This window comes from Adhaeribacter swui (genome assembly GCF_014217805.1).
In the GTDB taxonomy this organism is placed as follows: Bacteria; Bacteroidota; Bacteroidia; order Cytophagales; family Hymenobacteraceae; genus Adhaeribacter; species Adhaeribacter swui.
The window spans coordinates 1,846,491-1,859,462 of the sequence record NZ_CP055156.1; the positions used below are offsets into that span (position 1 = coordinate 1,846,491).

Genomic DNA, 12,972 nt, shown 5'->3' on the forward strand with positions numbered 1-12,972 from the left:
TTGCTTACCGGCGCGGTCGTACAATATGCCTTTCCTGGCGGATTAAGGTGCCGGTTCGGAGTGAGTCTTCCACCAGCAAATCTATCTGTTCCCGGAACTCATCGGTGAGCCGGGGAAAGCCGAACAGCTTACTGGTAGCAGGCGCAATGTCTTCAGCGTTGATGCCGTACGATTCGGTAATTACTTTTTGAATGACCAGCTTTATTTCTTCCGGGGCAATTACATCCAGGTCCCGGGCAGACGCGGGTAATTGGCTGCGGTCGCGTGGTTCCGGTTGCTTCATGGAGGGAAGCCATAAAAAATCACCTTGTCGCTGGTAAGCATTTTGTTGCAAGCCAAAATTGATGGCAGCTTCCAGGGCGGCTTTTATCCGGGGACCAACTTTAGGTACTTCGGCGGCTTCGGTTATCCGCCGGCTTACTTCCGTTACGTGTACCGGACTTTCTACCTGCACTACCTGCCACACCCACTGGGCCAAAGTAGCTACAGGTACTTCGGGTAAGGGCATATTTATATTTTTAATCGGAAGGTTAGCTACCTGGTACAGGGGCAAACCCGTTTTTTGCTCCGGGCTTGCAGCCGTATGCCGGCTAACCAAGGCATCTTCTGGCTTTAATTTGGCCGACGAACCAGGCGTTTTAGACGCGGAAGATTTACCCATAGCTTGTTCTATGGCAGCTACTAGTCGGTTTAGTTCAGCTTCGGGGTTCCGGAACCAATCAGTGCTCCAGACGTGGTACAGATTCCAGCCCAAACTTTCCAGCACCGACTGACGTAAGCGGTCCCGGTCGCGGGCCGAGCGGGCACTGTAATACGTAGCGCCGTCGCATTCAATGCCGAGTACATATCTGCCCGGTTCCTGCGGGTCAACCACGGCAAAATCCACGTAAAATCCGGCGGAGCCTACTTTTGGTTTTAATTGATAACCTAATTTCGTCAAGGCCTGGTAAACGATTTCTTCGAAGGGCGCCGCCTCATCTTCTGATGCAATAATGTTTTCCCCGGTTGTTAAATGGCCGTTCTGTGCGTAGGTTAAAAAAGTTTTAAAGGCTTGCACCCCGCGCGCAGGCGTGCGGTTTAAGTCAATATCGTCGGGAGATAGGTTGGTAAATATTTCACAGCGCAGGCGGGCGCGGGTAATAAGTACGTTTAAACGACGTTCGCCACCGGTGCTGTTTAAAGGGCCAAAGTTCATGGTTAAGTTACCTTCGGCGGTGCGGCCGTAGCCGGTACTGATAAAAATTACATCGCGCTCATCGCCCTGCACGTTTTCTAAATTTTTTACAAAAAACGGTTCGTTGGGGTGGGCCTGAAAATAGGCTTCGGCTTCCGGATCGGTTTTGCGTAAGGTTTCGAGTTGGTTGATAATGGCCTGCATCTGCGCCATGCTGAAAGCAGCCACGCCTAAGGTTAGTTCGGGCATGGTGCGGGCGTGCTGCATAATAGCTTGAGCTACGGTTTCGGCTTCCTGCGGATTGGTGCGCGTTTTGCCGCGGTCGTAAAAGGTATGGGGCAGGTGATGGTAAATTAAACCAATTTCCTGGCGGCCCGCATCCGGGCTCGGGAAAATAACCAAGCGGTTTTCGTAAAATTCCTGGTTAGATACGGCAATCAGCGATTCGTGGCGGCTGCGGTAATGCCAGCGCAACATGCGCTGCGGAGCGCCCTGGGCCGCGAACAAACCCAGAATACTTTCTACATCCGTAGTAATATTTTCTTCTTCTACTTCTTCCTCGTTTACCAGCGAATCAAAGAAACTGGTGGGCGGCATTTGTTTGCTATCGCCCACTACCACGGCTTGTTTAGCGCGCATAATAGCCCCAAACGCATCTACGGGCTTTACCTGACTGGCTTCGTCGAAAATAACCAAATCAAATTGCAAGCACTCGGGCGGAAGAAAGTTAGCAATGGAAAGCGGTCCCATCATAAATACCGGTTTTATCGCCTGAATGGCGTTCCCGGCTTTAGTCATTAGTTGCCGGATAGGTAAATGACGCGCTTTTTTCTCAAATTCGCGACGCAGAATACCTAACTGGCCCCCGGCTTGGTGCTGGGGCAATCTTTGCCAATGCGCTAGCGCGAGCTTAGCCCGGTTATACGCCAGCATTAAAGCATCTAGTTCGTTAAATTTTAAGATTACCTCTTCGTGGCCAGCCCGTTGAAACTGCTGCAAAGCCGGGCGTTCGGCGTAGGCTTTTTCCAGCAACGCTTCGAGCCAGGTTTGTCGGAAAGCGGGGTACAGGTAAGCGCCAGCTTCCGGCCAGGTTAAGGTCTGGTTTACTATTTCTTGCAGGCCTTCTTGTTGTAAGCGAGTTGTTAAATTATTCCAGCTTACCAGCTGGTGCAACTCGGGTAAATGAGTTTGCCATTGTTCCAGTAAAGAAACCTGATTGGTGAATGGTAAGGCATCCAGATAATTTTCTTCACCAAAACGGAGAATTTCATCCAGTACCAGCAACTGTTTTACTTCGGCTAGGCGGGCGCGATGGTTTAACAAATGTTGCTCCAGTTGCCGGGCGTGTGGTTGGAGAGAAGCTAAATTAGGCTCCCCGGCCAAATAATCGAGTAGGGTTGCCGGTACTGTCTGGTTGGTTACATCCTGATGCCAATCGGTAAGCCAGTTTTTTAAAATATTTAGATGCGGCCAATCGGAGCGTTCCGCCCGCCATTGTTTCCCGAAAATGGTTTGCCCAAATTCCTGATATTGCTGGATAACTTTTTGCTGCCGGTTAGCTTCCAGTATGGCATCGATTAATTTTAATTGTTCATTGGTACTCTCGGGCAAAACGGTTTTGCTCCAACCAGCTAGCTTTTTTTTGCTCCGGCGGTAAGCACTAGATAAGAAACGCCACCATTTCTCCCCGTAGGTCATTAAGTTCTCCCGCACTTCCAGCGCTTCGGTAGTAGCGTCCCAGGCTTCGGGCAGCAGCTTATCCTGGAATTGATCCTGGATAGTGGCGTAGGCTTTTCCGGCAGTTAGTAATTGTTCCAGCTCAGCTTGTTGGTGCAACCAGCTACTTGATTTTACCGCTACCCCAGCGTAATCAGGGCTATTTAGCAAACGATTTACCAGGGCACTTAAAGCCGTGGTTTCGGAGCGGTTAGTGGGCAATTCTACCGAAATAATTAAAGCTAATTGTTGCGCGGTTGGCTGCAGCACCATTATTGCCTGGCGGGCTGCAGTTAAAGCCTGCGCTATTTGGTTTTCTTCGGCGGGCAGTAATTGCTGGCGCTGGCTTCCCCAGAATAATAGTTTAGTAGGTTCGCCTGTTTGTTTTAAGCGGGCCTGTAATTCCTGAACCAACGCATCGCGCCGGCGAAATTCATCGCGCGACCAGTTCAATAGGGTTGGTAAAGCAAATCGGGGTAAGTCTGTCTGCGGGTACTGTTGCCGCAATTGCAGCAATTCGCCATATACATCGTACGTGGTTAAATCGCTTTGGGCAATGGGTTTGTTTACGGCTTCGCAGTAGCTGTTCAGGCGTTCGCGCAATTGCAAGAGTAAGTTTAGTTCGCTTTCCTGTTCTTTCACCTTGGGCTTTCCTAAGTTCAGGGTACGGGCGAGTTCTTTGGTTACTTCTTTTTTATTTGTTTTATGGCTGTGCAATTCCAGACAGGCTTCACCCAAGCCAACTTTATCCAATCGGCGTTTTACCACTTCCAAAGCCGCCATTTTTTCGGCCACGAACAACACCGTTTTGCCTTGCCCGATGGCTTCCGAAATAAGATTAGTAATGGTTTGCGATTTACCGGTACCAGGAGGGCCTTGAATAATTAAATTGCGACCTTGGTTTACATCCAGAATGGCCAGCGTTTGCGACGAATCGGCATCTACAACCTGACGTACTTCGGTGGGGTTTAAATGCGGGTCGAGGTGGTCTTCGTCGGAGATGAGCGGAGCTGGTTCCTGAAAGCCGTTTTCGTGCAGCAAGGCTTGCAGCAAAGGGTGCCGCGCAGGACCTTTTTCATCAGACCAATTAGCGGCATCCAGGTCGTTGTACATCATAAATTTCCCGAAAGAGAAGAAGCCCAGCGCAATTGCCGTAGAATTAATCAGCCAACCTTTACGCCCCACAATTTCTTTCCAGACTTCATCAAAATAACCGGTAACATCTACTTCTTCGGTATCAGGCAGTTCCGGAATATGAAGGTCAAAATCGGCTTTCATCTTGGCAATCAATGATAAATTTTCGCCTACTTCGCCGCCGGTATACCGCAATTGAAACCGCTCCCGCGCCGAGGATCGCACTAGTTCAACGGGTATTAATAAGAGCGGCGCCTGTCTTGCATCCTCGGTGTTGCTGGCTTCGTACCAAGTAAGCGTGCCTAGGGCCAGGTACAGTATATTTATGCCTTGTTCTTCCACAAACAGCCGGGAGGCATGATAGGTCTGCAATAGGCGGTTTTCCAGTTTGGCCGTGGTTTCGCGGGTTTGCAGCTTATTGTCGGTTTGGGCCGGGGTAATGGTTATCGTTTCGCCGGGGCTTTTTCTATCTGCCAATGGGTTTTGGATGGTATCCAGGATGCTGTTGGCCGTTTTGCTATCCAGAGCCAGGAAGGTCATGGCTTTGCCTTCGGTCACCAGCAAGCGGTACACTTCGGCGGGTACTTCGTTTACAATTTCTACTCCTTTGGCTTGCAAGGGCCGGTAGTTCAGGAGGGGATTACGTAAACTTAAATCGAGTAAATCGCGGCGCGAAGCTTCCAAACGGGTACTTACTTGGGATACGGCAGTCATGGGCAACATTTCAGATTCTATGCGAATCTAAACGTTTTCCGGCAACAAAACCGGTATTTTTCCGGAGCAGCCCTCCTGGTTTTCTTTTTGGCTAAACAGCCAAGTTTTTAGGGGCGCATATTTTTTAATTTTTTAAAAATCTGCGCCCCTAAAAGGCTAAAAATATTTAATTCATTTACGATTATAAACTTAAGGCCAGCGCGAGCGCCCTCACTTGTGTCTAACCAGTGGTAAGCCTCTGGCCGGGCGAACAAATAAACTTAAATTAAAAGTTAATCAGCAACTATTCCCAACCGGCTATAGACCAGACGATAAGCATCACGAGTGTGGACGCTTGCAACATAAAAAGAAATTAACACCTCAGGTATATAACGCAGGTTGGTTTACTAGATTAAATGAAGTCGCGGTTTAGTGAATGGTTGCTAGGGCTCTTTCCAATACCCGGTCCTTGCCGCCAAGTACTTCGGCTTTGGTGTTTTTTACCAGGACATCCGGAGCAATACCGATTCCTTCGTAGCTTTTACCATCGGCGGGCCTAATGTCGTTTACACTGATGGTGTAGTACCAGCCGTTCGGTAGCTCGCGGCGGGCTTGGTCGGAGTAGCAACCCAAGGTAGTATCGCCAATTTGCACAAAGGGTTTTCCGGCTTTTAAAGCCCACAGCAGAATTTCTCCGGAACTGGCTGTCCAGCGGTTGGTTAATACTACTAGTGGCTTGGTGTACTGGCTTTTGCCTTCGGGTTGTACGTACCATTTTACCGGAGCTGTAAAGTCGGTATGATTAGGGCCGTTGCGTTTGCGCGAGGTCATAAAAAAGTTTTTTGAGGTAGCAAACCGGCCGGCAATATAGGCACTACTTTTATCGTAACCGCCCTCAAAATCGCGCAGATCCAGTACTAAACCGTCGGTATTTTTCATATAATCTAATAGGGTATCCATGGCTTTAGCGTAGTACTTTTCATCTAACCCGGAATCACGCAAATGGATATAACCTAGCTCGGGGGAGAGTTTGCCGTAAGTAATGGATTGGCTGTAATCTTTTACTTCGGTGAGATACTGATCTTTTACTACCTGCAACGAGAAATCGTCGTGCTGTAATTGGCTTACAATGCCCCCATCGTAGCGCATGGGGTTTGGGCCCGGCGCCATTATGGTAAGATGGCCGTCGTTAAAATGCGCCAACATATCCGAGAAAATTTTAAATAATTCGGCATCGGTGGTAGTGGGTTTTACCTGCGGGCGGTACTGTTGATAAAGTGCGTTCCAGTCTACGTTTTTAACCGAGATAAAAGCCGATAAGCGGTCGTACTCGTGCCACAAAGTTTCAAAATTTTGCTCCGGGTTATTAGGGGTAGTTGGTCCCACCAGCGTTTCTTCGCAAGCGGTTAGATTGAGAAGCAGAATTAAAAATAGCAGCGGTTTTATGATTAAATTTTTCATGTTTAACAGATAGTGACTTAAAACAGGTAATTGCATTGTAGATGGGCGGCATGGGAATAAGCCGTAATAGCTTGCGGATTCTGGGCGTGCAGCCATTGAAAGTCGTAAGCAACTCCTGTTTGCCAATGGCGGCCCAACCGGTACTGATAAGCTGCTCCTAATGAAATTTTTTGAAATTCATGGATAAAAGCCAGGTTCGTGCCTTCTTTAAAAAAAGCGCGGAAATTGCTGTGCTCCGGGTCCGAAATAACGTTGCTGTAAGGCAACCGCGAAACCAGGGCTACTACCGGCATGGCTCCTTTAAACTGAATTTGCTGTTTGGCGTTGAGCTTTTTTTCGTATTGAACAGCAGCATTCAGGGTAGCAAAACTGTTGGCCCAGGTACTCCACATGCCAATGTTGTCGGAGTAACCCAACCATTCTTGCAAGACAATACCCGCAAACATTTCTTTGGTGCCGCCAGTCCGGAGCTTTCGTAAGTACCCCGCTTCTAATTGTCCGAGGTACAGGGTAGGAGCATGCACAAACTGGCTCGACGTAGTTTCGCCGGAGAAGTTGGTGCTGGTAAAAGTGTACGTACGGGCACCCAATCCTTTCGGCAAGGCAGTTCCGGTTTGCGCCTGCACATTTACAAACGACCGGGATTTGATACCAGCGTGTTCATAACCAATGCTTACCCCGTTTAAATTGGCCTGGTAGATATTAGGGGAGGCTTGCTTATCCAGGAAGTGGAAACTGCTGCGTTTATAAGCCAAGGTAAGTTTCGATAATTTCAGGTCCTGAGCCTGAGTTTTTACGCTGCAGCACAACCATACTAGGGCGGCAAAAGCAGTAATATAAATTTGTTTCATGTAGGTTAATGATTAGGCAATAAGATACCAGCCTGGCTGGAAGCCAGATTTTTAAAAATTTTAAAAAATGAGAGTTGATTTAGCCTGGAGAACCCAGGCTGGGAGGTTTATTTGTTAGCGGCCGAGCTTAACTTTTTTTTACGGATTAAATCCAGGGTAAAATCCATTTCGGCATCGCGCTGTTGCAGAACATCGTCGATGGTAGGAATCACTTCGTGGTCGGGTAATACGCCCCGATCTTTGTAAGGATAACCCGATACCGCCATGTGGTAATCCCATTGCGGCGTGGCTACTTCTATACCGGTGTTCGGTAACACCGCCACCACAAAAAAACCGCTGGTATTACCGTAATACCCCCCGCCGGTTTCGCGGCCCACAAACGTAGCGCGCTTATTATAATGGGCAATAGCGGCAAATTCCGAAGTTACTGAAAAGCTGTAGCCATCCGTTAACACGTACACGTCGCCTTTAAACGGATTACGCTGGGGCTTTTGCTCTTTTAAAGTTTTCTTGAAGGAAAAGGTATAATGCCCGTCTTTGCTTTTGGTAATAAAAAAGCGGCGGTAAAGCGAGAACATCTTAGGCACCCAGGCAATGTGTTCGGCAAAGCTGAATTTCTTCTTTTGAGCTACCCGCACCTTATTGTAATACCGGAACGGCTTTGGCGTGAGATACGAATACAGCAAAGAACCCCAACGATCAATCCCCCCTTCGTTGCCCCGCACATCGATAATCAGGTTTTGAATGTTCTTTGCATTTATCTGCCAGAAAGCATCGCGGTAAAACTTTTTTACATCCATCTGGTCTTTGTAAATATTAAAATTATCGATGCGCAGGACGGCGGTGCTATGGTCTTTGTACGCCAAACGCATGGGCAATTGCTTCGGCTTCTGGCTTTCTTTTTCTTTTTCGAGTTGCTGAATGGTAGCCAAAGTAATGGCGGGCACCTCCGCCGTTTTTACTTCGCCAGTAGAGTTTCGTTCCCGGTAAGTAATGGTATAACGGGCAGATGCCCCAATGTAAGTACCGTAGTAAAAAGGGAAAAAGTTGGTTAAGGATTGGTACTTAATCGCCTGGCTATTCCCGTCGGCAAAATACACGGTGGGCAACAGCTTAGTTATGAGATCGGCTATGGGTTGGCCGTTGATAGCAACGATTTCGGCTCCCAAAGGAATGTTATTCAGGCCAGCATTATTCCGGACCAGGTGCGCTTGTTTGCCGGTAAAGTACAGGTCCAGGGGGAAAAGCTGATCCAGATTGTAATAATATTGCCAGTGTTGGCGCTCGTGGGGCATGTACTTAATGTGGCCTTCTTTGATAGCCGCAATAATGGGCGTAGCCGCAACATAAAATTCCTGCTGGGTCATGGGCCGGTTCAGGGTATTACCGATGCTATCGAAGAGTACATCGAACCGTTCTTTGGAGGTATAGCGGTAAAAGCCCGGGTGCGACTCATCCAGTATGGTGCGCATGAGTTTTAAATCGGCCTGCAATTGCGCGGGGGTAAATTGTTTCGTCGGGTCCGGTACCGGGGTGGAGTGGGTGGTCTGGCTCAGGCCTTGGTACGAGCCCAGGGCAAACAGCGAAGAGAATAAACAGCGTTTCAAGTAGGTTAAAAGTTTCATAGTTTGGATTGATTGAACGCTGCAAAACTATATGCTCCGGCAAGGCGAGTCGTCTTACCCGCTAAGTTCAGACGCTTTTTTTGGTAATTACAGGCCTAATCCGCTAAGTTCGGACGGTTCTGATGCTGGTTTTTCACGTATTCCGAAGGTGTTTGGCCGGTCTGTTTTTTAAAAACGGCGTTAAAAGTAGCTTTAGAATTAAACCCGGCTTCTTCGGCCACGGCCAGGTTGGTGAGGTGCCGGTATTTGGGATCTACCAATAACAATTGCGCTTCGGCTACCCGGTATTGGTTGATAAAGTCGTAAAAATTTTTGCCCAGCCGCTCATTAATTACTTGCGATAAATGGTGCTTCGGCATCTGCATGGTATCAGCCAGTTCCTGAATGGTTAGGTTACTTTGCCGGTAAGGCTTTTCCTGCTCCATATATTCCAATAATTGATTGAGGTACAACTGGCTATCCTCGGGCTTTAACACCGATTTCTGGTATTTTGAATTCGCTGGTGCGGGCGTTTCTGAAGCTTGTATTATTATTGGCTCTTTTTCCTTCATCGGAGCAGCTAGCACTGGGGCGGTTTCCAGCAGAATAGCTGCGTTTTTTGGTTTAGCACTGGGCTTATCTAAAAAAATGCGCGGCTGCGACAAGGTTTTGTAACCCACCCAGTAAATCAGGAAGACTACGCCGAAGTAGTGCAGGTGGTATTTATAGATAATGGTTAAAACCGGCAAACCCCATTTCTGCGCGTAAAAAGCCACCGATGCCACAAACAGAATGCTGAGTAAGGCATAGATAAACTGCCGCAGCCATTGTAACCGGATTTGCTCCACTTCCGAAAAGGTATTTTCTATTTTGTGCCGGTATTTTTTTAATTCCCATAACGACAGCGCCAGGTAGAGCAAGATCAGGAACAAGGTAATTTGCCCTAAAAAGCCAAAGTCGTCTTTGCGGGCCAGTTCAAAATTGCTGAGATATGCTATTTTTTCGGCGGTAGATTTTAGAAAATAGGGCAATAAGTAAACAAACGTTAATAAAAACGGGAGAAAATGAACGCCATCTACCGGTTTAATCCTTGGGCGTTTAGCCGTTAGTTTTTGAATGAACAAGTAAATGAGCGGGGCGAACAGCGTAGGCAGCAACCACCCTACTTTGCTTAAATGCGGAAATGCCAGAAAAAACTCGCGGGTATCAAAAGCCACTAACACCGATTGTGCCGAAATAAGCAAGATAAGCGCCGCTAATAACTTATTAGCTAATTGGTTGGCCTTCCGGGTAGCTAATAAAAAGGCGAGGCAAACGCCTTGCAGCGCACCTCCCACCAAGATATATTGAACCGCCTGAACAGACATAAGCCAAACACTAAACGTATCAACAAAAATAAGTAATTCCGGCAGGTAGCAGTTGAATTAACTTAGAAATATAAAGCCAATACAAAGCTGATTTTTTAAATTTTTACATTTTACAAGTCTTTGTTTAGCTGGTCGTCGCTTTGTTTCGATAAACTTTAAAGAAGTTGATTTACCAGAGTTTAAAAGAAAAATCCCATCGGCTGTGCATGTAAACAGCCAATGGGATTATCAAAAGGAATTATCTTAAATTTAAGCCAGCGTAAAATCCGGCAAAGGAATTATTTCGCCACCTTTCATGGCGGATTCGTGGGCCAGAATACCCACGCAGGTAATGTTAGCGGATTGCTGCGCATTGGGGTAAGGCTCGCGGTTTTCGACTAAGGCGGTTAAGAACTCGTGTACCAGGTGCGGGTGCGAGCCACCGTGGCCGGAACCTTGAATAAAAGACAAATGCTGGTTGTCGCCGGAGTCGTACACACCTTGCTGGGTGAACGACTGAATTTCTGCTGGCAGTAAATGTGCGTAATCCGGGGTTTTTACTCTTTCGGGGGTTTCGCCAGTATGGATTACGTTGTCTTCGTGTTCAATTAAGGTCCATTCAAACGTTTTCTTCGAACCGTACACGTCAAAGCTTTCGCGGTATTGGCGAGCCGTATTAAACAAAGAACGGGTTACTTCAGCGCTTAAATCGGAATCTTTTAACTTGATGTGGCAGGACTCGATGGCAAACGGAGAACCGTATTTCGAAATTAAGTTTTCGTCGATGCGGCCGGAACCAAAGCACGATACGTATTCGGCCTGGGCTTTCGGCAAAGCCAATACCGGACCCACGCAATGGGTAGCGTAGTGCATGGGTGGCAAGCCTTCCCAGTACCCCGGCCAACCGGCCATTTCCTGTTGGTGCGAAGCCCGGATGAATTGCAGTTTACCTAATTCACCTTTTTCGTACATTTCTTTCACGAACAAAAATTCGCGGCTGTAGATCACCGTTTCCATCATCATGTAGGTTTTGCCGGTTTCTTTTACGGCTTCTACAATCTGGCGGCATTCTTCTACGGTAGTGGCCATGGGTACGGTACAAGCTACGTGCTTGCCGGCCCGTAAAGCTGCCAGCGATTGCTCTGCGTGGCTTTGAATAGGGGTGTTAATATGTATAGCATCTACTTCCGTGTCTTTTAACAACTCGGCGTAATCGGTGTAGCGTTTTTCTATGCCAAAGGCGTCGCCTATTTCGTTCAGCTTTTCTTCGTTCCGCTGGCAAATGGCGTACATAATGGCGTTCGGATGCTTCTGGTAAATCGGAATAAATTCGGCACCGAAGCCCAATCCGACTATGGCTACTTTGATTTTTTGTTGGGTCATAGTTTTTATAATTTTTGAAATTAGTACGTTTTTGATTAAGTTCTTTTGGCTGTGCCTGGAGTCTGTTCCAGCCTCCAGGCACAGGTTCCATCTTGATTGAACGGGCTGAGTTTGCCTCATGGCCGGCGGGCCTCGTTTGACTCTTTCGGGCTGTCTAAGCTTCCTTTCCTCGCTCCGCTGCGGAATTCTGCTACGCAGAACCAGAACCTTAGAAGGTCCTCAATAGCCGAACTGGCGTCTTTGCTTTTAGCTCCGGCTTTTCTGATCAAAAAGAAAGAACGAACCTTCCTATATTGCTGCGAATTAAGATATTGCTCTTAAAACCTTTTAATTTATTCCGTCATTCAGGAGAAATCTATTTGGCTTCGTAGTAAAATAGGTTCCTCCTGAATGACATCGGAAATAGTATTTTTAAATTTTTTAAATTTTGCCAATTAACGATGCAACAAGTAGCATTAGTCAGGTGCAAGAGTTTGACGCTAAACTGTTCGAGCGTTCAGCGAGTTTTTAGCGTCTTGACTTTTTTGGTTCTTTTTGTGTCAAGACAAAAAGAACAAATACACTAGCAATGAAACAGCTTCACTCTGAAATCATAGTTATAAAGTGGCTATGCGAACAAGAATCTACTGCTAGAATAGCAAGTCACGGAAGTAACTTCCGCGCCATAGGATGCTACCGTTATGTGAACAAAATATCATCTCCCAACCAAAGCACTTGCTATACCATCTTCATGCTTAACCTTTTCTTCCCCTCTGGCCCATTTTTTTAAAAATTGAATACCTTCCGAAGCAAAACCATCCTGGCTTTCGGCTAAGGGGCGCCAGATGCATACGGCTCCGGCTAGCTCTTTCACGTTGGGCGTAAAACTTTCGATGGCGACGGCTCCTTGGTAATTAATGGCGGATAAGCCGCGATAGAAAGCATCCCAGCGGGTTTGGCCAGTGCCCGGTGTACCGCGGTAATTTTCGGATACTTGCACGTGCCGCAGTTTATCGCCTACTAGTAAAATGGCTTGCTCAATATCTGGTTCTTCAATGTTCATGTGGAAGCCATCCAGGGAAACCTGGGCCGCCGGATGGTTGATGTCACGGATTAATTGCATGACATCGCTGGCATTATTAATTAAGTCGGTTTCGAAGCGGTTGATAGGTTCCAGCGCAATGGCCTGGCCGTATTGCTCGGCGATAGTGCATACTTTCTGTAAGTTGGTAACGGCCCGGTCCCATTCAATTTTCTTTTGTTCCAGCGATACCAGCCGGGCTTTGCCTACCGCTGAATACATGGGGCCCGATACAAAGGAGCAGCCAATAGCTTCGGCAATCTGAAAACACTGGGTAATGTACTCGATGCTGTTGCGGTGGTATTGTTCGTCGTCGTGGGTTAAATCGCGGGTAGTACCAAAGGCGCCGCAAACCAAACCCTCTAGGCCATTAGTCTCTAAGGCTTCTTTTAACTTGGGCGCATCTATCAGGCCGGGATCTTCTACGGGAATCTCTACGACGTCGTAACCCATTGCTTTGATTTTAGGAAATAACGCTAGCGTAGTTGAATCGAACGGAGAGGTCCAGAGCCAGGTGCTTACGCCAAATTTTACGTTTAATGCCATAAAA

The 12,972-nt window shown here is 47.5% G+C and carries 7 protein-coding genes; all 7 read right to left on the minus strand.

The window, feature by feature from the left end:
• Window positions 1-4 precede the first annotated feature (4 nt).
• The gene (locus tag HUW51_RS08340; protein ID WP_185273515.1) at window positions 5-4,738 is read right to left on the minus strand and encodes a DUF3320 domain-containing protein; all 4,734 of its coding nucleotides are present in this window, start codon (window positions 4,736-4,738) and stop codon (window positions 5-7) included.
• 408 nt (window positions 4,739-5,146) lie between these two features.
• Window positions 5,147-6,178 (minus strand): S41 family peptidase, encoded by a 1,032-nt coding sequence (locus tag HUW51_RS08345; RefSeq protein WP_185273516.1) that lies wholly within the window; start codon window positions 6,176-6,178, stop codon window positions 5,147-5,149.
• 17 nt (window positions 6,179-6,195) lie between these two features.
• Window positions 6,196-7,029 (minus strand): hypothetical protein, encoded by an 834-nt coding sequence (locus HUW51_RS08350; protein ID WP_185273517.1) that lies wholly within the window; start codon window positions 7,027-7,029, stop codon window positions 6,196-6,198.
• A gap of 107 nt (window positions 7,030-7,136) precedes the next feature.
• Window positions 7,137-8,654 (minus strand): S41 family peptidase, encoded by a 1,518-nt coding sequence (locus HUW51_RS08355; protein WP_185273518.1) that lies wholly within the window; start codon window positions 8,652-8,654, stop codon window positions 7,137-7,139.
• A 95-nt stretch (window positions 8,655-8,749) separates the two neighbouring features.
• Window positions 8,750-10,000, minus strand: coding sequence for a helix-turn-helix domain-containing protein (locus HUW51_RS08360; RefSeq protein ID WP_185273519.1), 1,251 nt, complete (start codon window positions 9,998-10,000; stop codon window positions 8,750-8,752).
• A 249-nt stretch (window positions 10,001-10,249) separates the two neighbouring features.
• The gene (locus HUW51_RS08365) at window positions 10,250-11,362 is read right to left on the minus strand and encodes a Gfo/Idh/MocA family protein (RefSeq protein ID WP_185273520.1); all 1,113 of its coding nucleotides are present in this window, start codon (window positions 11,360-11,362) and stop codon (window positions 10,250-10,252) included.
• A 694-nt stretch (window positions 11,363-12,056) separates the two neighbouring features.
• Window positions 12,057-12,968, minus strand: coding sequence for a sugar phosphate isomerase/epimerase family protein (locus tag HUW51_RS08370; protein WP_185273521.1), 912 nt, complete (start codon window positions 12,966-12,968; stop codon window positions 12,057-12,059).
• Window positions 12,969-12,972: the final 4 nt, after the last annotated feature.